This is a genomic window from Nocardioides sp. LS1, from assembly GCF_003865225.1.
GTDB classification, from domain to species: Bacteria; Actinomycetota; Actinomycetes; order Propionibacteriales; family Nocardioidaceae; genus Nocardioides; species Nocardioides ginsengisegetis.
Genome location: NZ_BIFF01000001.1, coordinates 896,448 through 921,582 on the forward strand (window position 1 = coordinate 896,448; position 25,135 = coordinate 921,582).

The 25,135-nt window shown below is 73.0% G+C and carries 31 protein-coding genes and 1 riboswitch; of the genes, 24 read left to right on the forward strand and 7 right to left on the reverse strand.

Annotated elements, in window-relative coordinates; genetic code table 11:
* Positions 1-97: 97 nt before the first annotated feature.
* The 11 genes from mihF (at position 98) to ligD (ending at position 10,408) form a co-directional block, all read left to right on the forward strand.
* The gene (gene mihF, locus EJF31_RS04225) at positions 98-418 is read left to right on the forward strand and encodes an integration host factor, actinobacterial type (RefSeq protein WP_125035807.1); all 321 of its coding nucleotides are present in this window, start codon (positions 98-100) and stop codon (positions 416-418) included.
* A complete protein-coding gene (gmk, locus tag EJF31_RS04230) occupies positions 411-1,013 on the forward strand; it encodes a guanylate kinase (RefSeq protein ID WP_125035808.1) in 603 nt (200 codons plus the stop codon). Before mihF ends, gmk begins: the two co-directional genes overlap by 8 nt.
* A 9-nt stretch (positions 1,014-1,022) precedes the next feature.
* The gene (gene rpoZ, locus EJF31_RS04235; protein ID WP_125035809.1) at positions 1,023-1,352 is read left to right on the forward strand and encodes a DNA-directed RNA polymerase subunit omega; all 330 of its coding nucleotides are present in this window, start codon (positions 1,023-1,025) and stop codon (positions 1,350-1,352) included.
* 88 nt (positions 1,353-1,440) lie between these two features.
* Positions 1,441-2,658, forward strand: a complete 1,218-nt coding sequence (gene coaBC, locus EJF31_RS04240; RefSeq protein WP_260430621.1) for a bifunctional phosphopantothenoylcysteine decarboxylase/phosphopantothenate--cysteine ligase CoaBC — start codon at positions 1,441-1,443, stop codon at positions 2,656-2,658.
* Between the two features lie 69 nt (positions 2,659-2,727).
* Positions 2,728-3,918 carry a methionine adenosyltransferase gene (gene metK, locus EJF31_RS04245; RefSeq protein ID WP_125035811.1) on the forward strand — a complete coding sequence of 397 codons (1,191 nt, stop codon included), beginning with the start codon at positions 2,728-2,730 and terminating at the stop codon, positions 3,916-3,918.
* Between the two features lie 64 nt (positions 3,919-3,982).
* Positions 3,983-6,037, forward strand: coding sequence for a primosomal protein N' (locus EJF31_RS04250; RefSeq protein WP_125035812.1), 2,055 nt, complete (start codon positions 3,983-3,985; stop codon positions 6,035-6,037).
* 69 nt (positions 6,038-6,106) lie between these two features.
* On the forward strand, positions 6,107-6,652 hold the full coding sequence (gene def / locus EJF31_RS04255; RefSeq protein ID WP_125035813.1) for a peptide deformylase: 546 nt from the start codon (positions 6,107-6,109) through the stop codon (positions 6,650-6,652).
* 7 nt (positions 6,653-6,659) lie between these two features.
* Entirely contained in the window at positions 6,660-7,586 is a 927-nt protein-coding gene (gene fmt / locus EJF31_RS04260) for a methionyl-tRNA formyltransferase (protein ID WP_125035814.1), read from the forward strand.
* A gap of 25 nt (positions 7,587-7,611) precedes the next feature.
* On the forward strand, positions 7,612-8,016 hold the full coding sequence (locus EJF31_RS04265) for an MmcQ/YjbR family DNA-binding protein (protein WP_182537921.1): 405 nt from the start codon (positions 7,612-7,614) through the stop codon (positions 8,014-8,016).
* Positions 8,009-9,406 (forward strand): RsmB/NOP family class I SAM-dependent RNA methyltransferase, encoded by a 1,398-nt coding sequence (locus EJF31_RS04270; RefSeq protein ID WP_125035816.1) that lies wholly within the window; start codon positions 8,009-8,011, stop codon positions 9,404-9,406. The genes EJF31_RS04265 and EJF31_RS04270 overlap by 8 nt, the downstream gene beginning before the upstream one ends.
* Before the next feature lie 21 nt (positions 9,407-9,427).
* Positions 9,428-10,408 (forward strand): non-homologous end-joining DNA ligase, encoded by a 981-nt coding sequence (gene ligD / locus EJF31_RS04275; RefSeq protein ID WP_125035817.1) that lies wholly within the window; start codon positions 9,428-9,430, stop codon positions 10,406-10,408.
* A 103-nt stretch (positions 10,409-10,511) separates the two neighbouring features.
* Here ligD and EJF31_RS04280 read toward each other — a convergent pair whose 3' ends face one another.
* Positions 10,512-11,231 carry a phosphatidylcholine/phosphatidylserine synthase gene (locus EJF31_RS04280; RefSeq protein WP_125035818.1) on the reverse strand — a complete coding sequence of 240 codons (720 nt, stop codon included), beginning with the start codon at positions 11,229-11,231 and terminating at the stop codon, positions 10,512-10,514.
* Positions 11,228-11,842, reverse strand: coding sequence for a phosphatidylserine decarboxylase (locus EJF31_RS04285; protein ID WP_185736132.1), 615 nt, complete (start codon positions 11,840-11,842; stop codon positions 11,228-11,230). Before EJF31_RS04285 ends, EJF31_RS04280 begins: the two co-directional genes overlap by 4 nt.
* A gap of 49 nt (positions 11,843-11,891) precedes the next feature.
* Here EJF31_RS04285 and rpe point away from each other — a divergent pair, with 49 nt between their 5' ends.
* A complete protein-coding gene (gene rpe, locus EJF31_RS04290; protein WP_125035820.1) occupies positions 11,892-12,557 on the forward strand; it encodes a ribulose-phosphate 3-epimerase in 666 nt (221 codons plus the stop codon).
* A 13-nt stretch (positions 12,558-12,570) separates the two neighbouring features.
* Positions 12,571-13,038 carry a maleylpyruvate isomerase N-terminal domain-containing protein gene (locus tag EJF31_RS04295; RefSeq protein WP_125035821.1) on the forward strand — a complete coding sequence of 156 codons (468 nt, stop codon included), beginning with the start codon at positions 12,571-12,573 and terminating at the stop codon, positions 13,036-13,038.
* Between the two features lies 1 nt (position 13,039).
* Here the strand turns inward: EJF31_RS04295 and EJF31_RS04300 are convergent, their stop codons facing one another.
* Positions 13,040-13,870, reverse strand: coding sequence for a hypothetical protein (locus EJF31_RS04300; RefSeq protein ID WP_125035822.1), 831 nt, complete (start codon positions 13,868-13,870; stop codon positions 13,040-13,042).
* Positions 13,871-14,005: 135 nt separating this feature from the next.
* A riboswitch (FMN riboswitch) is annotated at positions 14,006-14,157 on the forward strand.
* Between the two features lie 88 nt (positions 14,158-14,245).
* On the opposite strand from EJF31_RS04300, the gene ribD reads away from it, so the two are divergent.
* The 10 genes from ribD to EJF31_RS04350 all read left to right on the forward strand — a co-directional run bounded on the left by ribD (position 14,246) and on the right by EJF31_RS04350 (position 20,994).
* Positions 14,246-15,313, forward strand: coding sequence for a bifunctional diaminohydroxyphosphoribosylaminopyrimidine deaminase/5-amino-6-(5-phosphoribosylamino)uracil reductase RibD (gene ribD, locus EJF31_RS04305; RefSeq protein ID WP_260430602.1), 1,068 nt, complete (start codon positions 14,246-14,248; stop codon positions 15,311-15,313).
* Complete coding sequence (locus tag EJF31_RS04310) at positions 15,313-15,933, forward strand: riboflavin synthase (RefSeq protein WP_125035823.1); 621 nt, start codon at positions 15,313-15,315, stop codon at positions 15,931-15,933. Before ribD ends, EJF31_RS04310 begins: the two co-directional genes overlap by 1 nt.
* The gene (gene pnuC / locus EJF31_RS04315) at positions 15,933-16,610 is read left to right on the forward strand and encodes a nicotinamide riboside transporter PnuC (protein ID WP_125035824.1); all 678 of its coding nucleotides are present in this window, start codon (positions 15,933-15,935) and stop codon (positions 16,608-16,610) included. The genes EJF31_RS04310 and pnuC overlap by 1 nt, the downstream gene beginning before the upstream one ends.
* Positions 16,607-17,881, forward strand: a complete 1,275-nt coding sequence (locus EJF31_RS04320) for a bifunctional 3,4-dihydroxy-2-butanone-4-phosphate synthase/GTP cyclohydrolase II (RefSeq protein ID WP_125035825.1) — start codon at positions 16,607-16,609, stop codon at positions 17,879-17,881. The genes pnuC and EJF31_RS04320 overlap by 4 nt, the downstream gene beginning before the upstream one ends.
* The gene (ribH, locus tag EJF31_RS04325) at positions 17,878-18,366 is read left to right on the forward strand and encodes a 6,7-dimethyl-8-ribityllumazine synthase (protein WP_125035826.1); all 489 of its coding nucleotides are present in this window, start codon (positions 17,878-17,880) and stop codon (positions 18,364-18,366) included. The genes EJF31_RS04320 and ribH overlap by 4 nt, the downstream gene beginning before the upstream one ends.
* A gap of 71 nt (positions 18,367-18,437) precedes the next feature.
* Positions 18,438-18,701 (forward strand): phosphoribosyl-ATP diphosphatase, encoded by a 264-nt coding sequence (locus EJF31_RS04330; protein WP_125035827.1) that lies wholly within the window; start codon positions 18,438-18,440, stop codon positions 18,699-18,701.
* 10 nt (positions 18,702-18,711) lie between these two features.
* Positions 18,712-19,572, forward strand: a complete 861-nt coding sequence (hisG, locus tag EJF31_RS04335) for an ATP phosphoribosyltransferase (protein ID WP_125035828.1) — start codon at positions 18,712-18,714, stop codon at positions 19,570-19,572.
* Positions 19,556-20,014: a PH domain-containing protein gene (locus EJF31_RS04340; RefSeq protein WP_125035829.1), complete on the forward strand. Its 459-nt coding sequence runs from the start codon at positions 19,556-19,558 to the stop codon at positions 20,012-20,014. The genes hisG and EJF31_RS04340 overlap by 17 nt, the downstream gene beginning before the upstream one ends.
* 2 nt (positions 20,015-20,016) lie before the next feature.
* Positions 20,017-20,232 carry a hypothetical protein gene (locus EJF31_RS04345; protein WP_125035830.1) on the forward strand — a complete coding sequence of 72 codons (216 nt, stop codon included), beginning with the start codon at positions 20,017-20,019 and terminating at the stop codon, positions 20,230-20,232.
* Between the two features lie 21 nt (positions 20,233-20,253).
* Positions 20,254-20,994, forward strand: a complete 741-nt coding sequence (locus EJF31_RS04350) for a DinB family protein (RefSeq protein WP_125035831.1) — start codon at positions 20,254-20,256, stop codon at positions 20,992-20,994.
* 7 nt (positions 20,995-21,001) lie between these two features.
* On the opposite strand, the gene EJF31_RS04355 is transcribed toward EJF31_RS04350, so the two are convergent.
* Positions 21,002-21,922 carry an aldose 1-epimerase family protein gene (locus tag EJF31_RS04355; protein ID WP_125035832.1) on the reverse strand — a complete coding sequence of 307 codons (921 nt, stop codon included), beginning with the start codon at positions 21,920-21,922 and terminating at the stop codon, positions 21,002-21,004.
* A gap of 33 nt (positions 21,923-21,955) precedes the next feature.
* Between EJF31_RS04355 and EJF31_RS04360 the strand changes: the two genes are divergently transcribed.
* On the forward strand, positions 21,956-22,912 hold the full coding sequence (locus EJF31_RS04360; RefSeq protein WP_125035833.1) for a GNAT family N-acetyltransferase: 957 nt from the start codon (positions 21,956-21,958) through the stop codon (positions 22,910-22,912).
* Here the strand turns inward: EJF31_RS04360 and EJF31_RS04365 are convergent.
* Genes EJF31_RS04365 through EJF31_RS04375 form a run of 3 tightly spaced genes read right to left on the reverse strand, consistent with a single transcriptional unit; the run spans position 22,890 to position 25,127 of the window.
* Positions 22,890-23,465, reverse strand: a complete 576-nt coding sequence (locus EJF31_RS04365) for a uridine kinase (RefSeq protein ID WP_125035834.1) — start codon at positions 23,463-23,465, stop codon at positions 22,890-22,892. The two genes, EJF31_RS04360 and EJF31_RS04365, sit on opposite strands and share 23 nt — an antisense overlap.
* On the reverse strand, positions 23,449-24,669 hold the full coding sequence (locus tag EJF31_RS04370) for an amino acid deaminase/aldolase (RefSeq protein ID WP_260430603.1): 1,221 nt from the start codon (positions 24,667-24,669) through the stop codon (positions 23,449-23,451). Before EJF31_RS04370 ends, EJF31_RS04365 begins: the two co-directional genes overlap by 17 nt.
* Positions 24,666-25,127 (reverse strand): hypothetical protein, encoded by a 462-nt coding sequence (locus EJF31_RS04375; RefSeq protein WP_125035835.1) that lies wholly within the window; start codon positions 25,125-25,127, stop codon positions 24,666-24,668. The genes EJF31_RS04370 and EJF31_RS04375 overlap by 4 nt, the downstream gene beginning before the upstream one ends.
* Positions 25,128-25,135: the final 8 nt, after the last annotated feature.

Here is a 25,135-nt window from a genome sequence, read left to right on the forward strand (position 1 = left end):
ACCAGTTCAGGCCCGCAATTGCTGGACCCTCGCGGTTCTGACTAGTGTGACCCCTCACCGGCCCGCACGACTTCTCTCGACCTAAGGACCAGCGCCCGTGGCTCTGCCCCCGCTCACCCCCGAACAGCGCCAGGCGGCCCTCGACAAGGCCGCCGCCTCCCGTCGGGAGCGGGCCGAGGTCAAGAACCGGCTCAAGAACTCCGGGGCCTCGATCCTCGACGTGCTCCACGAGGGCCAGGTCAACGAGGTCATCGGCAAGATGCGCGTCGTCGACCTGCTCCAGTCGCTGCCCGGCCTCGGCAAGGTCCGCGCCCGGCAGATGATGGAGCGGCTCGGCATCGCCGAGAGCCGCCGCGTCCGCGGGCTCGGGACCAAGCAGGTCGCCGCGCTCGAGCGCGAGTTCGCCGGGCGTGGCTGAGCCCCGCTCGCGCCTGCTCGTCCTGGCCGGACCCACCGCCGTCGGCAAGGGGACCGTGGCCGCGGCCGTGCGTGAGCTCCACCCCGACGTCTGGATCTCGGTCTCCGCCACGACCCGCAAGCCGCGTCCCGGCGAGGTCCACGGCGTCCACTACTGGTTCATCTCCGACGAGGAGTTCGACGCCATGGTCGCCGACGGCCAGCTGCTGGAGTGGGCGGTCGTGCACAAGGCCGCCCGTTACGGCACGCCGCGCGGCCCCGTCGAGGAGGCGCTCGCCGCGGGACGGCCCTCGATGCTCGAGATCGACCTCCAGGGTGCGCGCCAGGTCCGCGAGACCATGCCGGACGCCCTGTTCGTCTTCCTGGCCCCGCCCTCGTGGGAGGAGCTCGTCCGCCGGCTCGTCGGCCGCGGCACCGAGACCGAGGAGGAGCGGGAGCGCCGGCTCGACACCGCGCGCGAGGAGCTGGCGGCCGAGCAGGAGTTCGACGTGACGATCGTCAACCACGAAGTTCACGCTGCAGCCGACGAGTTGGTAACCTTGATGGTGCACGACCATGCGCACCCATCGGTGCACCCCCCATTCGACAACTTGTGAGGCTCACGCGTGTCTTCGCCCAACATCGCCGCCGAGGGTGTCACCAACCCCTCGATCGACGACCTGCTCACCAAGACCGACAGCAAGTACAAGCTGGTCCTCTACAGCGCCAAGCGTGCGCGCCAGATCAACGCCTACTACTCCCAGCTGGGCGAGGGCCTGCTCGAGTACGTCGGCCCCCTCGTCGACACCCACGTGCAGGAGAAGCCCCTCTCGATCGCGCTCCGCGAGATCAACGAGGACCTGCTGACGTGTGAGGACATCGACCCCGCCGAGCTCGCCGCCGAGGAGGCTGCCGCCAAGGCCGCCCTCGAGTCGTCGTTCAGCGCCGGCGAGTGACCGAGCCGGTCCAGCGTTGACCAGCACCACCGACCCTGCGAGTGCCGTTCCCCCTGTCGGGGAGCGGCACTCTGCCGTCCAGAAGCGAATCGTGCTGGGGGTCTCCGGCGGCATCGCGGCGTACAAGTCCTGCGAGCTGCTGCGCCGGTTCACCGAGTCCGGCCACGACGTGACCGTCGTGCCCACCGCGGCCGCCCTGGAGTTCGTGGGCGCCCCGACCTGGGCGGCCCTGTCGGGCAAGCCCGTCTCCACCGACGTGTGGACGTCCGTCCACGAGGTCCCGCACGTCCGGATCGGCCAGGAGGCCGACCTGGTCGTCGTCGCCCCGGCGACCGCCGACCTGCTGGCCAAGGCCGCCCACGGGCTGGCCGACGACCTGCTCACCAACACGCTGCTGACCGCACGCTGCCCGGTCGTCTTCGCGCCCGCGATGCACACCGAGATGTGGGAGCACCCCGCGACGCAGGCCAACGTCGCCACGCTGCGCGCCCGGGGTGCGCTGGTGATCGAGCCCGCCGAGGGCCGGCTGACCGGCAAGGACACCGGCAAGGGCCGGCTCCCGGAGCCCGCCGAGATCTTCGACTACTGCCTCGAGGTGCTCACCCGGTCGTCGTCCGGTGTGGCCGCCGGTCTGAACGACCTGTCCGGCCGCTCGGTCGTGGTGTCGGCCGGCGGCACCCGCGAGTACCTCGACCCCGTCCGCTTCCTCGGCAACCGCTCCTCGGGCCTGCAGGGCTATGCCCTGGCCCGTGCCGCGGCCGCCCGTGGCGCCGAGGTCACCCTCGTCGCCGCCAACGTCTCGCTGCCCGATCCGGCCGGCGTCAAGGTGGTCCGGGTCGAGACGACGGCCCAGCTGCGCGAGGAGGTCGTGGCCGCCGCGGCCGCCGCCGACGCGGTCGTGATGGCCGCCGCGCCGGCCGACTTCCGGCCGGTCGACGTCAGCACCCACAAGATCAAGAAGGCCGCCGACGGCAGCTCCCCGGCGATCGAGCTGACCCAGAACCCCGACATCCTCCACGAGATCTCCACCCAGCGGGCGCGTTCCGGGAGCGTCATCGTGGGCTTCGCCGCCGAGACCGGCGACGCCTCCGGGTCGGTCGCCGACCTGGCCCGCGCCAAGCTGGCCCGCAAGGGCTGCGACCTGCTCGTGGTCAACGACGTGAGCGGGGGAGCGGTCTTCGGCAGCCCCGACAACGAGGCGGTCATCCTGGCCGCCGACGGCGCGACGGTCGACGTACCCCACGGGTCGAAGGGCGCGCTGGCCCACGTCATTTGGGACGAAGTGGCTCGCAGGCTGCAGGATTGAGACGTCGTCCCGCCTTGTGGGACGCCCGATATCGTTGCTGCACCACCAACTACGGGAGTGAGAAGCACAGTGCCTGGACGTCTCTTCACGTCGGAGTCCGTGACCGAGGGTCACCCGGACAAGATCGCCGACCAGATCAGCGACTCGGTCCTCGACGCCATGCTGGCGCAGGACGAGTACAGCCGCGTCGCCGTCGAGACCCTGCTCACCACCGGGCTCGTCGTCGTCGCCGGTGAGGTCGACACCACCGGCTACGTCGACATCAAGAAGGTCGTGCGTGAGCGCATCCTCGAGATCGGCTACGACTCCTCCCTCAAGGGTTTCGACGGCGCGTCGTGCGGCGTCATGGTCGCCATCGGCGGCCAGTCCGGCGACATCGCGCAGGGCGTCGACACCGGCCACGAGAGCCGCACCGGCTCCGTGGACGCGATGGACAAGCAGGGCGCCGGCGACCAGGGCCTGATGTTCGGCTACGCCTGCGACGACACCGCGGTGCTGATGCCGCTGCCGATCGTGATCGCGCAGCGCCTGGCCGAGAAGCTCTCCGAGGTCCGCAAGGACAAGACGCTGGAGTACCTCCGCCCCGACGGCAAGACACAGGTCACCATCGAGTACGACGCCGAGAACCGTCCGGTCCGGGTCGACACCGTCGTCCTCTCCACGCAGCACGCTGAGGAGACCGAGCTCGACACCCTCGAGGCCGACATCAAGAAGCACGTCATCGACCCGGTCCTCGACACCTTCGAGATCCCCTCCGAGGGCTACCGCCTCCTGGTCAACCCGACCGGCCGCTTCGTCGTCGGCGGCCCCATGGGCGACGCCGGCCTGACCGGCCGCAAGATCATCGTCGACACCTACGGCGGCATGGCCCGCCACGGCGGCGGCGCCTTCTCGGGCAAGGACCCGTCGAAGGTCGACCGTTCGGCCGCCTACGCCATGCGCTGGGTCGCCAAGAACGTCGTGGCCGCCGGTCTGGCCCGCCGCTGCGAGGCGCAGGTCGCCTACGCCATCGGCAAGGCCCAGCCCGTCGGCGTCTTCATCGAGACCTTCGGCACCGGCGCGGTCCCGGACGAGAAGATCCAGGAGGCCGTCCTGTCGGTCTTCGACCTGCGTCCCGCCGCGATCATCCGCGACCTCGACCTGCTGCGCCCGATCTACGCCAAGACCGCGGCGTACGGTCACTTCGGCCGCGAGCTCCCCGAGTTCACCTGGGAGCGGACCGACCGTGCCGAAGCGCTGAAGGCCGCCGCCGGACTCTGAGTCCCACACCGGGTCACCGGCGGCGGTCACCCCGCCGTCGGCCCCCGCTGGTAGAAAGTCGCGCATGACCAGCCCCGACGAGCACCAGCCCGAGCTGCTGCCGGGGATGGTCCGGGCGACGGTCAGGCAGAGCCAGGCCAAGGCGCGGGCCACGCGGGCCCGCAAGGCCGCCGAGCAGGAGACGGCGGCCACCGACCCGGTCGCACGGGTGCTGGTCGACGTGCCGCTGGCCCACCTCGACCGCCCCTTCGACTACTCCGTGCCGGCCGCGATGGCCGAGGCTGCGGTCCCGGGCGCCCGGGTCAAGGTCCGCTTCGCCGGCCAGGACGTCGACGGCTACGTCGTCGAGCGCGCGGCGACGACCGACCACCAGGGCCGGCTGTCCCACCTCAGGCGCGTGGTCAGCCCCGAGCCCGTGCTCAGCCCGGCCATCGAGCGGTTGAGCGCCGAGCTCGCGGAGCGCTACGCCGGCACCCGCTCCGACGTGCTCCGGCTTGCGGTGCCCGCGCGGCACGCGACGACCGAGAAGCAGCCCTCGCCGGCTCCCGACGGCCCCCCGCCCTACGACGCCACGGCCGCGCACGCCGCGTGGGCCGACCACGCCCACGCCGCCGCCTTCCTGGCCAGGCTCACCGAGGGCAAGGACCCCCGGGCCGTCTGGGCGGCCGCCCCGGGGGAGGACTGGCCGCTGCTCATCGCCCACGCCGCGGCTGCGACCGCCGCTTCGGGGCGGGGCACGCTGATCTGCGTCCCCGACGGCAAGGACGTCGCCCGCGTCGACGACGCCCTCACCCGGGTCCTCGGGCCCGGCCACCACGTCACCCTCACCGCCGACTCCGGGCCGGCGGCCCGCTACCGCGACTTCCTCGCGATCAGCCGCGGCGCCCGCAAGGTCGTCGTCGGCACCCGCGCCGCCGCCTTCGCGCCCGTCCACGACCTCGGCCTCGTCGTGGTCTGGGACGACGGCGACGACCTCCACGCCGAGCCCCGCGCGCCCTACCCCCACACCCGCGAGACGCTCCTGCTCCGCGCCGGCAACGAGGACGCCGGGGCGCTCCTCGGCGGCTTCGCCCGCACCGTCGAGGCCGAGTACCTCCTCCGCACCGGCTGGGCGGCCGAGCTCTCGCCCACCCGCGACGTCGCACGCCGCCGGGCGCGGGTCCACGTCGCCGGCGCGGCCGACCGTGCGCAGGACCGCGACGCCCACGCCCGCGCCAGCCGGGTCCCGCGGGAGGCCCACGAGACGATCCGCCAGGCCCTCGAGCAGGGGCCGGTGCTCGTCCAGACCCCCCGTCACGGCTACGTCGCCTCGCTCGCCTGCGAGCGCTGCCGCACGCCGGCCCGTTGCGCCGCCTGCACAGGCCCGTTGGAGCTCACCGGCCCCGCCACCCCACCCTCCTGCCGCTGGTGCGGCACGGTGGCCGACGCCTGGGCGTGCGGGGAGTGCGGCCACCGCGGCCTCCGCGCCCCCGTCATCGGCGACGCCCGCACGGCCGAGGAGCTCGGCCGGACGTTCCCCAAGACCCTCGTGCGCACCTCCAGCGGCGACCGGGTCCTGGCCACCGTCACGGACCGCAGCGCGATCGTGGTCGCCACACCCGGCGCCGAGCCGACCGCCCACGAGGGCTACGCCGCCGTCGTGCTCATGGACGCCTGGCTGACGCTCGGCGGCACCGACCTGCGCTCCGACGAGGAGGCGTTGCGGCGCTGGGCCAACGCCGCCGGTCTCGTCCGCCCCGGCGGCCAGGTGATCGTGGTCGGCGACGCCAGCCACCCCGCCCTCCAGGCGCTGGTCCGCTGGGACATGAGCGGGTTCGCGGCCCGCGAGACCCAGCAGCGCCTGGAGGCCCACCTGCCGCCGGCGAGTCGGCTGGCGACGATCGCGGGGGAGCCCGGGGCCGTGGACGACGCCCTCACCCTCCTCGCCGCCCCCGAGCACGCCGAGGTGCTCGGGCCGGTCGAGCGTGAGACCAAGGGCGGCACCGAGAGCCGCGTGGTGGTCCGCGTGCCACGTAACCAGGGCGCCGCCCTGTCCCGGGCGCTCGGCGACCTGCAGCGGCTCCGGTCGGCGCGCAAGCTCGATCCGGTCCGCATCCAGGTGGACCCCACCAGCCTCTGACCGTCGCCCGACAGGCCGTCCCTAGACTGTCTTCCGCATCCCCACCTGTGGCCCAGCGCAAGGAGTCCCGTGGCCATCCAGCCGATCCGCCTCTTCGGCGACCCCGTCCTGCGCAAGCCCGCGACCGAGGTCGTCGACTTCGACAAGGAGCTGCGCAAGCTCGTCGAGGACCTCACCGACACCATGCTCGACGCCCCCGGCGCCGGCCTCGCCGCGCCCCAGATCGGGGTGGGCCTGCGCGCCTTCACCTGGTACGTCGACGGCGAGCTGGGCCACCTGATCAACCCCGTCCTCGACCTCAGCGACGAGTGCCAGGACGGCCCGGAGGGCTGCCTGTCCATCCCCGACCTGGCCTTCGACACCAAGCGCGCACTGCACGTCGTCGCCCGCGGCTTCACCATGTACGGCGACCCCGTGACCATCGAGGGCTCCGAGCTGCTCGCGCGGGCCATCCAGCACGAGACCGACCACCTCGACGGCATCCTGTTCGTCGACCGCCTCGACGGCGACGCCCGCAAGGCCGCCATGAAGGCGATCCGCGAGAGCGACTGGTTCGGGCTGGAGAAGCCGACCGTCAAGGTCAGCCCGCACGCCACCAACGGATTCGGATTCTGATCCCGACATGAGACTCGTCTTCGCCGGCACCCCCGAGGTCGCCGTCCCCTCCCTCGACGCCCTCGCCGCCTCCGGCCACGAACTGGTCGGCGTGGTCACGCGACCCGACGCGCCCGCCGGCCGCGGCCGCAAGCTCGTCGCCAGCCCGGTCGGCCAGCGTGCCGAGGAGCTCGGCATCCCGGTCCTGAAGCCCGAGCACCCGCGCGACCCGGAGTTCCAGGAGGCCCTGAGGGCCCTGCAGCCCGACGTCTGCCCGGTCGTGGCCTACGGCGCGCTGCTGCCCCAGAGCGCCCTCGACATCCCGGTCCACGGCTGGGTCAACCTGCACTTCTCGGTGCTCCCGGGCTGGCGCGGTGCCGCCCCGGTGCAGCACGCGATCTGGGCGGGCGACGAGGTCAGCGGCGCGACGACGTTCCGCATCGTCAAGGAGCTCGACGCCGGCCCGACGTTCGGGGTGATGACCGAGCGGATCCGGCCCGGCGACACGGCCGGCGACCTGCTGGAGCGGCTCGCCGAGGGCGGCGCGGGTCTCCTGGTCGCCACCATCGACGGGATCGCCGACGGCAGCCTCGAGGCACGCGAGCAGCCGCCCGAGGGGCTCAGCTACGCCCCCAAGATCCTCGTCGAGGACGCCCGCGTCGACTGGACCGAGCACGCCGTGGCGGTCGACCGCCGCATCCGCGCCTGCACCCCGGCCCCGGGCGCCTGGTCCACCCACGAGGGCGAGCGGATCAAGCTCGGCCCGGTCACCCACACCGAGACGGCCCTGGAGCCCGGCGTGCTCGAGGTCGGCAAGAACCACGTCCTCGTCGGCACCGGCACGACCGCGGTGAAGCTCGGCGACGTCAAGGCCTTCGGGAAGAAGCAGATGGCCGCTGCCGACTGGGCTCGCGGAGCCCGTCTTGAGACGGGTGCGCGTTTCGGTGACGGCTGATCACCCGGCCGATACCGTCATGGTCATGACCCGCCGGGCCAGGGCCGAGGACATCGACACGATCTGCACGGGCCTGCCCGAGGTCGAGCTCGGCACCTCCTGGGGCGACCGGCCGACGTACAAGGTCCGCGGCAAGGGCTTCCTGCTCTTCCGGGCCCCCCACCACACGGCCGTCGACCCGGAGACCGGTGAGATGTACGACGACCTCGTCGTCATCCGGGTGCCCACGGAGGCCGACAAGCGCGCCCTCGTCGAGGACGAGCGGCTGCCCTTCTTCACCATCGACCACTTCAGGAGCTTCAACGCCGTGCTCGTGCAGCAGTCCCGTCTCGGCGAGATCGACCGCGACGAGCTGGCGGAGGTCATCACCGAGGCGTGGGCCACCATGGCGCCCAAGCCGCTGGCCAGGAAGTTCTTCGGGGATGTCTGATCCCCGCGCACGGGGTCAGCGGTCCAGCGGGGGCCAGGCGACCCGCTCCCGGGTCGACCCCGCACGCCTGGCCGCCTTCGACGTGCTCAAGACCGTGCGCGTGGACCAGGCCTACACCAACCTCGTCCTGCCGGCCGTCCTCCGCCACCACGGCCTGAGCGGACGCGACGCCGCCTTCGTCACCGAGCTGGCGTCGGGCACGATCCGGCGCCGGGGCACCTATGACGCCATCCTCGCCGCCTGCGCGGACCGTCCGCTGAGCAAGATCGAGGCCAAGGTCCTCGACGCGCTGCGCCTGGGCACCCACCAGCTCCTGGCCATGCGGGTCCCGAGCCACGCCGCGATCAGCACCACCGTCGACCTGGTCCGCGCCAAGGTCAGCTCCGGCGCGGGCGGCTTCACCAACGCGGTCCTGCGCAGGGTCTCCGAGCAGGAGCTCGCCGAGTGGATCGGTCGCGTCGCCCCCGACCCGCGGGTCGCCCCCGTGCGGTTCGCCAGCATCGCCTACAGCCACCCCCAGTGGGTCGTGGAGGAGCTGCGCAACGCCGTCGGCTGGCACGAGCTGCACGACCTGCTCGCCGCCGACAACGAGGCTCCCAAGGTCACCCTGGTCGCGCGTCCCGGCCGCGCCACGCGCGACGAGCTGCCCGGCACGCCGACCACGCTCTCGCCGTACGGCGTCGTGCTGGCCGCCGGCGACCCGGGCTCGATCCCGGCCGTCGCCGAGGGGCGGGCGGGCGTGCAGGACGAGGGCTCGCAGCTCGTGGCCATGGCCCTGGCGGCCGCGCCGCTGACCGGCCGCGACGAACTCTGGCTGGACCTCTGCGCCGGGCCCGGCGGCAAGTCCGCCCTGCTGGCAGCCCTGGCCGCACGTCGTGGCGCGGGGCTGGTGGCGGGGGAGCGGCAGCCGCACCGAGCGCGTCTCGTCCAGCGCAACCTGGAGGGCGCCGACGGCGTGATCGGCATCGTGGCCGCCGACGGCACCCGGCCGCCGTGGCGCCCCGGCACGTTCGACCGGGTCCTCGTGGACGCGCCGTGCACCGGCCTCGGCGCGCTGCGTCGCCGTCCCGAGGCCCGCTGGCGGCGCAAGCCCGACGACATGCTCCAGCTGGTGCTGCTCCAGCGACAGCTGCTCACCTCGGCGCTCGACCTCGTCCGGCCCGGCGGCGTCGTGGTCTACGCGACCTGCTCGCCGGTGCTCGCCGAGACCGAGGGGGTCGTGACGTCGGTGCTCAGTGCCCACCCCGAGGTCCGGCTCGAGGACGCGAGCCTGCTGCTGCCCGGCGTGCCCAACTGCGCGGGGCCGATCCCGGGGACCGTCCAGCTCTGGCCGCACCGGCACGGCACCGACGCGATGTTCGTGGCTGCGCTGCGCCGCGCGGAGGCCTGACCGGCCCACTACGGTGGGCGCATGCCCGCCTCGAAGCCGCCCGCTGTCGAGATCGAGGTCGACAACCGCGTGGTGCGCGTGAGCAACCCCGACCGGGTCTACTTCCCTCCCACAGATGCGAACCCGAGCGGCGCCACCAAGCTCGACCTGGTCCAGTACTACCTCGCCGTCGGTCCGGGCATCGTCAACGCGCTCTTCGAACGCCCGTGCATGCTGCACCGCTTCCCGAAGGGCCTCGCGGGCGACAAGGTCCACCAGAAGCGCCTCCCGGCCGGTGCGCCGGACTGGGTCGAGACCGTGCAGCTGCACTTCCCCCGGTGGAACCGCACCGCCGACGAGCTCTGCGTGACCGAGCTCGGCAGCGTGATCTGGGCCGTCCAGATGTCGACGGTGGAGTTCCACCCGTGGAACAGCCGCCGCGAGGACACCGAGAAGCCCGACGAGTGGCGCATCGACCTCGACCCCGGACCGCTGTGCGACTTCGCCACCGTCCAGCGGGTCACCCACGTTGCACACGAGGTCCTCGACGAGCTCGGGGCCACTGGCTTCCCCAAGACCAGCGGCGGGTCCGGGCTGCACGTCTACGTCCGGATCGCGCCCGACCACGGCTTCAAGGACGTACGCCGCGCGGCGCTCGCCTTCGCCCGCGAGGTCGAGCGCCGGGCCCCCGAGGACGTCACCACGACCTGGTGGCGCAAGGACCGCGACCCCCACCACCTCTTCGTCGACTACAACCAGAACGCCCGGGACCACACCATCGCCGCGGCGTACTCCGTCCGCGGCCTGCCCGACGCCCGCGTGAGCACCCCGATCCGGTGGGACGAGGTCGACGACGTCGACCCCCGCGACTTCACGATCTTCACGGTGCCGGAGCGCTTCGAGCGCCTCGGCGACCTGCACGCCGACATCGACGACCACGTCTTCGACATCGCGCCCCTGCTCGCGTGGGCCGACCGCGACGAGCGCGACGGCAAGGAGACCCCGGCCGACCCAGAGGCTTGAATCGGGACTTTCTGCCACTCGAGTCGGGACTTGTCACCACCACGTCGTTGCTGCTCGACGAGAAGTCCCGATTGAAGCGGTCAGAAGTCCCGATTCAACCTTTTCAGATGGCGGGGCGGAAGCGCGGCGCCAGCTTCGGCAGCGCAGGCAGCACGACGCCCACGACCAGCAGCACGAAGGCCGCGAAGATGCGCACGTCGTAGACCCCGAGCGTCCCGGCGATGCCGAGCACCCAGCCCATGCCAGCCAGGGCGACGACCGGGCCCCGCTGGAGCGGGTAGACGAGCCGGCTGACCATCATGGCGCCGACCACGGCCATCCCGACCGCGATGACCAGGGTGTTGGTCGTCAGCAGCGCCAGAGAGAGCAGCATCACCGCGCCCATGGGGGACGGCAGCCCCGTGAACTGCGGGTCGCCGGCGCGGATCGAGGAGAAGTCCGCCAGCCGCAGCAGCGCGCCGCTGACGTAGACGATGAACCCCGCGAAGGTCACCAGCTGCTCGACCGGCGAGGCGCCGCGCATGGCCACCTGGGCGAGCAGGGCAGCCGGGGCGAGGCCGAAGGAGATCGCGTCGGCCAGGGAGTCGAGCATCGGGCCGAGCCGGGTGCCCCGTCCGCCGCGGGCGAAGCGCCCGTCGAGGGAGTCGAAGATGGTGCCGACGAGCAGCAGCAGCACCACGACGCGGACGCCGGTGTGGGTGAGCTCGTGCACCGGGCGGCTGGCGTAGGCCATCACCACGAGGATCGCCGAGGCGCCGCACGTGGCGTTGCCCAGCGTCATCACGTCGGCGGGTCCGGGCCGCGTGGTGCCCCAGAACCTCATCGGGTGGGCTCCGCGGTCTCGGCAACGGCGACGACGTCCTGGGCGCCGCGCACGCGCTGGCCCTCACGGACGGTCGGGACGAGGCCGACCGGCAGCAGCAGGTCGACGCGGGAGCCGAAGCGGATCAGGCCGATCCGGTCGCCGCGGCGCAGCACGGCGCCGGGGCCGACGTACGGGATGATCCGGCGCGCGGCGGCACCGGAGAACTGCGTCATCTCCAGCTCGCCGTACGCCGTGTCGAGCAGCCACTCCATGCGCTCGTTGGTGTGGGCGTCGTCGGCGAAGGCGAGGCGGTGGTCGCCCTCGATGTGGTCCTGCTCGAGGACGGTGGCGTCGCAGGGCATCCGCGAGACGTGGACGTTGTAGAGGGCGAGGTAGGTGGAGACGAACCAGCGGCCGTCCTCGCGCTGCACCACCTCGCGGATCTTGCCGTCGGCGGCGGCCACCAGGCCGGGACCGGCCGGACGGCGCTCCGGGTCGCGGAAGAACGAGGTCGTCGCAGCGGCCGCGGCCGTCAGGACGAGGCGGAACGGGAGGCGGGGGACGATCAGGGCGGGCGCCCACGTGAGGGCGATCCACCATGGCGTCCCGCGGGCGGGGCGCAGGCTCATGACCGGGCGAATTCTGGCACACCGAGGTGGCTCACTAGGATTCCTTGACGTGGGAATCCAGATCACGCCGTCCATCCTGAACGCCGACTTCGCCGACCTCGGGGCGGAGGTTGCCCGGATCGGGAGCGCCGACTGGGTGCACGTGGACGTGATGGACAACCACTTCGTGCCCAACCTCACCTTCGGCCCGACCATGGTGGAGGCGCTGGCGCGCAGCACCGACACGCCGCTCGACGCGCACCTGATGATCGAGGACCCCGACCGCAACGCGGTGACCTACGTCGAGGCGGGCTGCTCGTCGGTGACCTTCCACGTCGAGGCGGCCAAGGCGCCGGTGCGTCTGGCCCGCGAGATCCGCAAGGCCGGTGCCCGGGCCAGCATGGCGCTCAAGCCGGCCACCCCGATCGAGCCCTACGAGGACCTCCTCCCCGAGCTCGACATGCTGCTCCTGATGACGGTCGAGCCCGGTTTCGGCGGCCAGAAGTTCCTCGACCTGTGCCTGCCCAAGATCCGCCGCGCCCGCCAGCTCATGGACAAGCACGGCGTCGAGACCTGGCTGCAGGTCGACGGCGGTGTCTCGCTGGAGACCATCGAGCGCTGCGCCGAGGCCGGCGCCGACGTGTTCGTCGCCGGGTCCGCCGTCTACTCGGCGGCCGACCCGGACGCCATGGTCGCCAGCCTGCGCCAGGCGGCCGAGTCCGCCGTCCGGGGCTGATCGCGTGCCGGGCATGCAGGCCACCTACGTGCGCGCCGCCGACCTGTTCCGGCAGGTCCTGTCGGAGCTGCGCCCCGATGACCTCGAGCGTCCGGTCCCGTCGTGCCCGGGCTGGACCGTCTCCGACGTCGTCACCCACGTGTACGACAACCACGTGCAGGCGCTCGGTCCCGAGCGGGCGGACGCGGACGACGCGATGGCGGCGTACGCCCTCGCGATCCCGGACGAGCCGGATCTCGCCCGCGGCGCCACGTTCGACACCCTCGACCTGACCCTGCACGCCTGGGACATCGCCCTGGCCTGCGGCGTCGAGCTGCGCTTCGGCGATGACCAGCTCGCCTTCCTCGAGGCGGTCGCCATCGAGGCGGGGGACCGGCTCTACGTCGACGAGGGCTTCGCCCGGCTCGAGGGGGAGGACGCCAACCCGTCGGGCCTGGACCGCCAGGGGATCGCGCTGCTGCCGTTCGGCCGCAGGCGCTGAGTCACCGCACCCTGATCTCGCGCCAGCGCACCCCGTCCCGGCTGACGTAGACCCGGTCGTCCCACGACGTCAGCCAGGCGACGCCGTCGCGCCCCGGGGCTCCCGACAGACCGGTCCAGGTCGATCCCTCGGCGACCGGCACCTGGCCGGGCACGCGGGGCCGGACGGGAGCGTACGACGACCAGTCCTCGTCACGGCTCGCCCAGAGCCCGTGCCACACCGGCGAGGGGTGCCCGCCCCGGTCCCCGCTCCAGTGGTCGAGGAGGACCAGGAGCCGGCCGTCGGGCAGCACCACGCCGCCGGACACGTAGCCGCGCTCCCCGTCGACCGGGGGGACCTCCACGCTCCGCCAGCCGTGGCCGTCCGACCGGGACACCGCCTCGAAGGGGAACAGCGTGGCGCCGTCACCACCCCCGAGCTCCGCGACCCGGGGCCGGCCGGCGCTGGCGACGTACGGCACCGCCCGGGCCAGCAGGCCGGGCATCCCGAAGCGGTCACCCACGGCACTGCGGGCGTCCTGGGGGCGGGCCAGGTAGCGACGCACCGTCCGGGTGGACCAGCGCACGTACGTCGTCGTCGCGAATCCGTCGTCCGACGACGCGATCGCCCGTCGCCGCCCGAGCAGCCACGCCGACGTGACGGTCCGCCCTCCGGCGCGACCCGAGACACGGACGTCGAGGAGCTGGGCGCCCGAGTCGTGGACGACGTCGGACGGGCCGGGCGGGGCGACCGTGGCGGTCCGGGTCGACGCCGGGCCGACGGGCGCCGGCCCGGCGCTCTCGGGGGAGCAGCCGACGACGAGGAGCAGGACCAGCACCGCGACGTGTCTCATGAACCTGCGACGCGATCCGTGCCGGAATGGTTGTCTCCGACCCACCTGTCGGCGAGACCTGGCGCATCCAGTGGGCGGGCTCACCGCGGCCCGCCCCCACCGCTGTGGCAAACTGGACCCGACGAGTTCACATACTCGCGTGCTCTGGGGTCGGTGTAATTCCGAGCCGGCGGTGACTGTCCGAAGGAATTCGGGCAGAAGTCCGCGACCCGGTCACAGCCAGTGACCGGTTGACCAGGTGGGATTCCTGGACCGACGGTGAAAGTCCGGATGGGAAGCGCACGCAGGTGGGGACCGCCGCCTGTTCGTCCACGAGCACGCGGTCAGCCTCCCCGCCGTCGCCCCGGAGTCCGCGAGCGGACAGGAAGGGCGGCCATGGCAGACACCACGTTCACCGACGCCGAGCGGCGTGCGATGTCGACCGCGCTCGCCCTCGCGACCATGCCCGGCGTCCCGCTCGGCCCCAACCCGCGCGTCGGCTGCGTCCTGCTCGACGACGACGGCGCCATCGTGGCCGAGGGCCACCACCGCGGCGCCGGCACCGCCCACGCCGAGGCCGACGCGCTCGCCCGGGCCGGCGACCAGGCCCGCGGCACGACCGCGGTGGTCACCCTCGAGCCGTGCAACCACACCGGCCGCACCGGTCCGTGCGCCCAGGCGCTGGTGGACGCCGGCGTACGCCGTGTGGTGTTCGCCCAGCCCGACCCCAACCCCCTTGCGACCGGCGGCACCGAGACCCTCCGCGCCGCGGGCGTCGAGGTGGTCGGCGGGCTGCTCCACGACGAGGCGCGGGCCGTCAACCGGGCCTGGACCTTTGCCGTCGAGCACGGCCGGCCGTTCGTCACCTGGAAGTTCGCCACGACGCTCGACGGCCGCAGCGCCGCCGCCGACGGCACCAGCCGCTGGGTCTCCGGCGCGGCCGCCCGGCGCGACACCCACCGGCTCCGCGCCGAGTGCGACGTGATGCTGGTCGGCACCAACACCGTCGAGGTCGACGACCCGGCCCTGACGGTCCGCGACATCGACGACGAGCCGTTCCCGCACCAGCCCCTGCGCGCGGTCATGGGGGAGCGCGACCTCGACCCGGGCCGGCGGATCTTCGACCCGGCGCTGTCCCTGGGTGCCGAGTCGGTGCACCTGCGCACCCGCGACCCGCACGCGGCGCTGGCGGAGCTGTTCGCCCGCGGCCGGCAGCACGTCTTCCTCGAGGGCGGCCCGACGCTGGCCGCGGCGTTCCTCGCGGCCGGCCTGGTCGACGAGATCGTCGCCTACGTCTCGCCGATGCTGCTCGGCGCCGGGCGGGCCGCCGTCGCCGATCTCGGAATCACCACCATCGCCGACGCGTTGCGTCCCACGGTCACCGACGTGACCGTCCTGGACGCGCCCGGCGAGCCACCCAACGTGCGTCTCACCATGACGCCCACCACCAGCAAGGGAGCCTGATGTTCACCGGAATCGTCGAGGAGCTCGGCACCGTCGAGTCGATCGAGGACCAGGGCGACGCGATCCGCCTCACCATCCGCGCCACCACCGTCCTGGAGGACGCCGGGCTCGGCGACTCGATCGCCGTCAACGGCTGCTGCCTGACCGTGGCCGAGCGCACCGGCGACACCTGGACCGCCGACGTGATGCAGGAGACCCTCGACAAGACCAGCCTGTACGGCGTGGCCGCGGGCGACCGGGTCAACCTCGAGCGGGCCGTGACCGCGGACAAGCGGCTCGGCGGCCACATCGTCCAGGGCCACGTCGACGGCGTCGGCACCATCGTGGGCCGGACCCCGAGCGAGCACTGGGAGGTCGTCGAGATCGCCCTGCCCGACGGACTCGGCCGCTACCTCGTGGACAAGGGCTCCATCACCGTCGACGGGGTCAGCCTGACCGTCGTGGAGGCCCGGAACGACAGCTTCACCGTCAGCCTGATCCCCGAGACCCTGGCCCGCACCACGCTCGGCACCCGGGGCCCGGGGGAGCGGGTCAACCTCGAGGCCGACATCCTCGCCAAGCACGTCGAGAAGCTGCTGGCCTGGCGCGAGACGCAGCACCAGAAGGACGGGGACGCCTGATGCTCGACTGGCTGCTGCACGGCACCATCCCGGTCGGCGACGGCGCGCTCTACGTGCGCGAGGTCGTCGGCAACCTCTTCGGCCTCGCCAGCGCGCTGCTCGGCATGCGACGACGCGTCTGGGCCTGGCCGGTCGGCCTGGTCGGCAACGCCTTGCTGTTCACGGTGTTCGTGGGCGGCGAGCTGAGCGGCCAGACCGGCGGCGAACCGCTCTGGGGCCAGGCCGGCCGCCAGATCATGTTCGCGGTCGCCAGCCTCTACGGCTGGTGGCGCTGGAGCCGCAACCGCGACGAGTCCGCCGACGGCGGCGCCGTCACGCCGCGCTGGGCCTCGGCCCGCGAGCGCCTCGCCCTCGTGGCGCTCGCCGGAGCCGGCTACGTCCTGGCCTACGAGCTGCTCGTCCGGATCGGCTCCTGGGGTCCCACCACCGAGGCGTGGATCCTCGCCGGGTCGCTGTTGGCGACCTACGGCATGGCCCGCGGCTGGGTGGAGTTCTGGCTGGTGTGGATCGCCGTCGACGTCGTCGGCGTGACCACGCTGGTCCGGGCCGGCTACTACCCGACGGCCGGCATGTACCTCTTCTACGGCGTGTTCTGCCTCGCCGGCTTCGCCACCTGGTGGCGAGCGACCCGCACGACGGCCCCCACGGCCGCCACCCTCGAAGGAGCGCACGCATGAGCGAGCAGCACGACCCCACCACCGGCGAGCACACCAAGGTCCGCCTGGACAGCGTCGAGCAGGCGATCGCGGACATCGCCGCCGGCAAGGCCGTCGTGGTCGTCGACGACGAGGACCGCGAGAACGAGGGCGACATCATCTTCGCGGCCAGCAAGGCGACGCCGGAGCTGATGGCGTTCACGATCCGCCACTCCAGCGGCGTGATCTGCGTGCCGATGCCCGCGGCCATGCTGGACCGGCTCGAGATCCCGCTGATGACCCCGCACAACAAGGACAAGCTGCGCACGGCGTACACCATCTCGGTGGACGCCCGGGACGGCGTGTCCACCGGCATCAGCGCCGCCGACCGGGCCCACACGGCGCGCGTCCTGGCCGACTCGGCCACCGAGCCGTGGGAGATCACCCGTCCGGGTCACGTCTTCCCGCTGCGCTACCGCGAGGGCGGCGTGCTCGTCCGTCGCGGCCACACCGAGGCGGCCGTCGACCTGGCCATGCTGGCGGGTCTGACCCCGGCGGGCGTGCTGGTCGAGGTCGTCAACGACGACGGCACGATGAAGCGAGGCCCCGAGCTCCGTGCGTTCGCCGACGAGCACGGGCTCGCGATGATCTCGATCGAGGACCTGGTCCGCTACCGCCGTCGACACGAGGTGCTGGTCGAGCGGGTCGCCGAAACCCGCCTGCCGACCCGCCACGGCGAGTTCACCGCCTTCGGCTACCGGATCACCGTCGACGCCTCCGAGCACATCGCCCTGGTCTACGGCGACGTCTCGGGCCCGGAGCCGGTCCTGACCCGCGTGCATTCGGAATGCCTGACCGGTGACGTGTTCGGCAGCCATCGCTGCGACTGCGGCCCCCAGCTCGACGAGGCCCTGGAGCGGGTCGTCGAGGCGGGCCGCGGCGTCGTCATCTACCTGCGCGGCCACGAGGGTCGGGGGATCGGGCTCATCGCCAAGCTCCAGGCCTACGCCCTCCAGGACGGTGGCCGCGACACCGTGGACGCCAACCTCGACCTCGGCCTGCCCGCCGACGCCCGCCACTACGGCACCGCCACCCAGGTCCTGCGCGACCTGGGCATCGAGAGCGTGCGGCTGCTGACCAACAACCCCGACAAGGTCCACAACCTCGAGGACTTCGGGATCAAGGTGGCCGAGCGGGTGCCCCTCACCCCGCACCCCAACGACCACAACCTCGCCTACCTGCTGACCAAGCGCGACCGGATGGGGCACCACCTGCCCGACCTGGTCGCCCACGAGAACGGAGCGGACGCATGAGCGGCGCCGGAGCCCCCGACACCAAGCCCCTCGACTGCCACGACCTGCGGGTCGCGGTCGTCGCCGCGAGCTGGCACACCCAGGTCATGGACGGCCTGATCGACGGCGCGCTGCGCGCCTGCAAGGACTACCGCGTCGACGCACCGACGATCGTCCGGGTGCCCGGCACCTTCGAGCTGCCCGTGGTCGCCTCGGCCCTGGCCGGCCAGGGGTACGACGCCGTCGTCGCGCTCGGCGTGGTCATCCGGGGCGGCACGCCCCACTTCGACTACGTGTGCAACGCCGCGACCGACGGGCTCACCCGGGTCGCGATCGACCACACGACGGCCGTCGGCTTCGGCGTGCTCACGTGCGACAACGACGAGCAGGCCCTGGACCGCGCCGGCCTCGAGGGCTCCCGCGAGGACAAGGGCTACGAGGCCACCTCGGCCGCCCTGGCGACCGCCCAGACCCTCAAGACGATCAAGCGCGGCTACGAGGCCTGACTCACACCCGCAGTCCCGCCCGGCGGTCCCCGGACCGCCGGCGGGTGCCGCACCGCCTAGGCTGGTGGCCCGTGAAGACGTTCGAGGGACTCTGGGCCGAGCTCAACGAGAAGGCCCTGACCCGACCCGAGGGATCCGGCACCGTTCGACAGCTCGACGCCGGCGTCCATGCGATCGGCAAGAAGCTGGTCGAGGAGGCCGCCGAGTCCTGGATGGCCGCCGAGCACGAGGGCAAGGAGCGGGCGGCCGAGGAGATCAGCCAGCTGCTCTACCACGCCCAGTGCCTGATGATCGCCAGCGGCATCTCCCTCGACGACGTCTACCTCCACCTCTGAGGAACCAGCCATGACCTCCACCGAACGCCTGCTCCGCGTCGCGGTCCCCAACAAGGGGTCGCTGTCGCAGTCCGCGTCCGAGATCCTGCGCGAGTCCGGCTACCGCCAGCGCAACGACTCCAAGGAGCTCACGCTCATCGATGCCGAGAACGGCGTCGAGTTCTTCTACCTGCGCCCGCGCGACATCGCGCTGTACGTCGGCGAGGGCACCCTCGACGTCGGCATCACCGGGCGCGACCTGCTGCGCGACTCCGGCGCCAAGGCCGAGGAGGTCCTCGACCTGGGGTTCGGCCGCAGCCGCTTCCACTTCGCCGGCCCGGCCGGTCGCTACACCGACCTGGCCCAGCTCGCCGGCCTGCGCATCGCCACGTCGTACGTCGGCGTGGTCGAGGCCTTCCTGCAGGAGCGCGGCATCGAGGCCACCGTCACCCGCCTCGACGGCGCCGTCGAGACCAGCATCCAGCTCGGCGTGGCCGACGTGATCGCGGACGTCGTCGAGACCGGCAGCACCCTGCGGCACGCCGGCCTGGCGACCTTCGGCGAGGTGATCCTCGAGTCCCAGGCGGTGCTGATCACCCGCACCGGCGACGTCCCGTCGGGCTTCGAGATCTTCCAGCGGCGCCTCGAAGGCGTCCTGGTCGCCCGCAGCTACGTGATGATGGACTACGACATCGCGAGCGACCAGCTCGACCGCGCCGTCGCCGTCACCCCGGGCCTGGAGGGGCCGACCATCTCGCCGCTCGGCCGCGAGGGCTGGGTCGCGGTGCGGGCCATGGTGCCGCGCGCCGGCGCGCAGCGGCTGATGGACGAGCTCTACGACCTCGGTGCCCGGGCGATCCTGCTCACCGACATCCATGCCTGCCGGCTCTGACGTGCCGCTCCCGGCACTGCCCCGCACCTGGCGGCCTTTCGGCGCCCGGCTGGCCGGCATCCTCTTCGGCGGGATGCTGCTGGTGGTCTGCGCGTTCGCGTGGTTCGGCTTCGACGAGGCCACCCGCGCGAAGTTCACCTGGTTCCAGCGCGGCACCCTCGTCTTCCTCGGGCTGCTCGCCTTCTCGGCCTGGTACGCCCTCGTGCGCTCCCGAGTGGTCGCGACCGAGGAGAAGCTGGTCGTGGTCAACGGCTACCGCCGCTACGAGTACGACTGGGCCGAGGTCGTCTCGATCAACCTGCCGCCCGGCGCCCCCTGGGTGACCCTGGACCTGTCCGACGGCACCACAGCCTCCGCGCTGGCCATCCAGGGCAGCGACGGCGGCCGGGCGAAGGCCGCCGTCCGCGACCTGCGGCGGCTCGTCGCCGCCCACTCGGGGTGAGCGTGCCCGAGTCGAACACCCCGCTCGACGTCTCCCGCCGGATCCACCAGTGGCGCTGGCGACGGTGGGTGCTCTTCCCGACGATCATCGCGCTGCTGGTCGTGCCGGTCCCCGACCTGGTGCGGGTCGCCCTCGGGCTCGTCGTGGTGGTGCTGCTCTACGTGCCGTTCCTGCTCAACCTCACCGGGCACTTCCTCACGGGCTACCGGCGCCACTGACGCCGGTCTAGGGTCCCGGGCATGGCCGACTTCACGGACGTGGACCTGACCGGCGCCGAGTTCCGCCACGTGGACCTCTCCCGTGCGACGTTCCGCCACGTCGACCTGAGCGGCGTCGTCATGCGCGACGTCGACCTGGTGGACGTCCGGATCGACGGCGACGTCCGCAACGTGGTGATCAACGGCGTCGACGTGGCGCCGCTGGTCGAGGCGGAGCTGGATCGTCGCGATCCCGGCCGGGTCCGGATGCGCCCCATCGACCCGGAGGGTTACCGGGAGGCGTGGGACCTCGTCGAGCGGCTCTGGGCCGGCACCGTCGAGCGGGCTCGCAGCCTGGACCCGGCCCTTCTGCACGAGTCCGTCGACGGCGAGTGGTCCTTCATCGAGACGCTCCGTCACCTGGTCTTCGCCACCGACGCGTGGATCCGTCGCGGCGTCCTCGGCGACCCGGCACCCTGGGACCCGCTCGACCTCCCGTGGGACCAGATGCCCGACACGCCGGGCGTCCCGCGCGACCGCGACGTACGCCCCTCGCTCGACGAGGTGCTCGCACTGCGCCACGACCGGATGGGCACCGTGCGTCGTCTGGTGGACGCCGCCACCGAGGAGTCGCTCGCCGCGATGACCGAGCCGGTCGACGCGCCGGGTTGGCCGCCGCCGCGGAGCTTCCCGGTCCACGAGTGCCTCCTCGTGGTGCTCAACGAGGAGTGGTGCCACCGCCAGTACGCCGAGCGGGACCTCGACGTCCTGACCCAGGGGTAGTCCAGCGCTAGTCCAGGGCCCGGATCCCCCACGAGGCGGAGTGCTCGTCGCCGGGCTCGCCAGCGGGTGCCAGGGTCACGAGGTCCTCGCCGCTGCGGAACGCGTCGGCCTGGGCGGTCATCGGCTCGACGGCGAGCGAGCGGCGGGCGGTGCCCGGGACGTCGTCGGCGCTGAAGACCTGCAGCCAGGGGTGTTTCGCGTCGACCCACAGGGCCACGCCGTGACTGGTGGCGGGGTCGCGCAGGACCGTCGTGGCGATGCCGTGCTCGTCGCGGTCGAGGTCGGTGAAGGCGTGGTTGAGCACGGTGTCCCGGAGCGGCCGCGCCACCCGGAAGTCGTACGTCGATCCCTCGACCGGCTCGCTCCCGACGGGCAGCAGCCGGTCGTCGACCACGGACCGGGTCGCGGCCGGGAGCGTCAGCTCCAGCCCGTCGACCGGGACGCCGAGGGTCAGGTAGGGATGCGCGCCGGAGGCGAAGGGCGCCGCCGTCCCGGACATGTTGGTCGCCGTCTGGGTGACCGTCAGCCCGTCGGCGGACAGGTCGTAGAGCACGTGCAGGTCCAGCGTCCACGGGTAGCCGGTCTGGGCCATCAGCCGGTAGACCAGCGAGACCGAGTTGGGGGAGTGCTCCTCGAGGGTCCAGGCGACCCAGCGGGCCAGCCCGTGGGAGGCGTTGTGGCGGCTCGGCTCGGTCAGCGGCAGCTGCAGGTCGCGGCCGCCGAACGAGTAGGCGCCGTCCCGGATCCGGTTGCACCACGGCATCAGCAGCTGCCCCCGGCCCCCGGGCGACATCTCGTCCTCGCCGAACCCGTCGACCACCGGTCGCCCCGCGTGCTCCAGCACGCGCAGGGCCGCGCCGCTCTCGGTCACGACGGCGCGGTAGCCCCCGCCACGGATCTCGAACTGGTCACCACTGGGAGAAAGCATGTGGGCCACCCTATTCATGGCTACCGTTCCCGCATGGCCATCTCGGTGCGGGAGCTCGGTGACGCCGACGCGGAGGAGTTCGGGCGGCTCTCCGCCGCCATCGACGCGGACCACCCGACGCCGCTGCGCCTGTCGGCGACGGAGTTCCGCGAGGTCCTCGAGCTGCCCGGCACCCGCTTCCTCGGAGCCTTCGACGACGACGTGCTGGTCGGGTGGGCCGGCTTCCTGGCCAGCGTGCAGCCGGAGTCGCAACGCTTCCTGGTCGACGGGGACGTCGACCCTGCCCACCCCTTCGCCGTCCTCGGCGTGCTGCTGGGGAGGGTGCTCGACGCGGCCCGCGCCTGGCACGCCGACACCGAGCCGGGGCTGCCGGTGCTCTTCGTCAACCGGGCCGCGTCCGGGCGGGCCGAGCACGAGGAGCTGGTGCGCGCGCTGGGGTTCGCCCCCGAGCGCTACCGCTTCCTCATGGTCGCCGACCTCGACGACGTGCCGCCGCCGGGTCCGGTGGTCGACGGGCTCACCCTCGCCGAGTTCGACCCGGAGGACAGCGAGCTGCTCCGCGAGGCCCACAACGAGGTCTTCCGCGACTACCCCAACGGGGCCTCGGCGGACCGGGACAACTGGGAGGGCTTCATGCTCGCCGCGAGCCACGTGCGCCACCACCTGTCGTTCGTGCTGACCGACGCCGACGGCGCCGTGGCGTCCTACGCCTTCGCTCACGAGTACGCCGTCCCCGTCTCGGGCCGCGACGACCACCGCGAGGTCTACCTGCCCTACATCGGCACCGCAGCGGCGCACCGGACGCGTGGCCTCGCCTCGGACCTGATCGGTCGCGTGCTGCATGCGGCTGCGGCCGAGGGCTACACCTCGGCCAGCCTCGACGTCGATGCGGAGAACCCCGCCGGCGCGCTGGGGGTCTATGAGCGGGCCGGGTTCCGCCAGCACCACACGTTCGTCGAGTACGCCCTCAGGGAGCCTGCGGGGGAGTGACCCCGGTGCCGTCGACCCGCAGGTCGGCCCGGCGCTCGGTCTCCTCCCGCGTGAAGAGGGCGGCCTCGTCGAGCATCCACTGCCGCCACCGGTCGGTGAGCTCCACGCCGTCGCGCTCGAGGCCGCGGGCGAGCCGGAGGTCGGCGGGCGCCGACACCCACGCCAGCACCGTCGTCAGGTCGGCGTGCGACCGCGCCCCGGACGCGACCCCCTCCAGCACGAGCAGCGGCACGGGCTCGACGGTCACCGTCTCGGCGTAGGCGCCGGCCCCCCAGTCGTAGCGGCGGTAGCTCCCCGGCCGTCCCGCCGCCAGCGGCCGCAGGAGCCGCTCGAGCTGGTCGGTGATCCGCGGGAGGCCGTCCCACCCGTCGTACAGGTCGTCCATGTGGACCACGTGCGTGCCGGCGTGCGCGGCCGCCACCGCGGCGGCGAGGGTCGTCTTGCCTGACCCCGCGGGGCCGTCCAGGCAGACCAGGCGGCCTTCGCCCAGCGTCGCGTCCCGGGCCAGCGCGAGCTCCAGCACGGAGACGGCCGCGTCAGAAGGCGAGGCCATGTCCCCGATAGGTCGGCACCGAGTCCACGATCGCGTCGCCCGCGAGGAGGTGCGCCGTCGTCGTGTGCTCGAAGGGCTCGCCCGACTTGGCGTGCCGGAACCACACGAGGTCGCCGATGGAGAGGAGCCCGGCCGCGTGCCCGGTCAGGGGGGTCTGCACCTCGCCGGCACCCTCCAGCCCGGTCAGGTGCAGCCCGGCCGGAGCCCACGGCACCGGCAACCGGTCGTCGCCCGCCGGCCCGGACGCGACGAGTCCGCCCCCGTGCACGGTGGCGATCTGGTCGGAGGGGCGGCGCACGACCGGCAACGCGAAGTACGACGCCGGGCGCGGCTCGAAGGACTGGTAGTGGTCGAAGAGCGTGGGCACCAGCAGCCCCGAGCCGGCGGTGACCTCGGTGACGACCGGATCGGCGGCCGAGACCTCGATCGAGCCGGAGCCGCCGGCGTTCCAGAACTCCAGCGCCACGACCTCGGCCAGCGCCTCGGCGATCTCCCGGCGGCGGACCTCGAGCTGGCTGGACGACAGGGACTTCATCCGGCGCACGACCAGCGACCGCGCCCGCTGTCCCGGTACGTCGTCGGGCAGCCCGGCCACCTGGCCCTCGTAGGTCATCGCGCCGACGAGCCGGAACCCGCCGCGGGAGCAGACCGTCCGGGCGAGCGCGACGACCGCGGAGGCGTCGTACAGCGGGGAGCGCTTGGGCCCGACGTGCTGGCCGCCCATGCGGAGCCCGGCGTCGACGTCGATCGCCACCCGGACCGGCACCGCGAGGGAGGCACGCACCGAGTCGACGAGGTCGAGGTGGGCGACGTCGTCGACCATCAGGGTGATGTGCGAGGCGGCCGACGGCGACTCGACGAGCCGGGCCAGGGCGCCACGGTCGGCGGAGGGGTAGGCCACGACGATGTCGTCGGTGATGCCCTGCTCGTGGAGCCACAGGGCCTCGCGCAGCGTGTAGGCCAGCACGCCGCGGAACCCGTCGTGAGCGAGTGCGCGCTCGATCAGCGCCGGGACCCGCAGCGACTTGGACGCGACCCGGACGGGGGTGCCGGCCGCGCGGCGGACCAGGTCGGCGGCGTTCGCGTCGAACGCGTCGAGGTCGACCACCATCAGTGGTGTGGGCAGCGCCTCGGGGTGAGCAGCGACGGCGTCGTTCAGCCGGGACCACAACCGGTTGCGGTCCACGAAGTCGTGCTGCCTCACGAGATCCCGCGCTTGCGCAGGATGGCCTCGATCTCGTCCATCCCGTCGTCCCCGGAGTCACCGAGCACCGGCGCCCCGCGCTGCGAGGGCGGCGGGAGCTCGCCGGACTTCCGGCGGAGCTTCTTGCCGCCGTGCTTGTCTGCAGCAGGCTTGCCGCCGAGCTGCCGGGTGCGGATCGCGCCCGACACCACGATCAGGGTGGCGGCGATGCCGGCCAGCACGACGCCGATCCACACGGAGGGGTCGAAGGCCAGGTGGAGGGCCCAGAACGAGATCGCCGAGCCGATCTTCGTGAACATCTCGAGGGTGTTGGTGAGCCAGGCCGCCGCGGGCAGCAGGGTGAAACCGGCAGCGCGCAGGCCGGAGGCGATGCCCCGCCGTCGGAAGGCGATCCAGGTCCAGATCCCCCCGAGCAGCGTGAGCGTCAGCGTGAGGGCTCCCCAGGTGACGTCGTCCACGCCCCCAG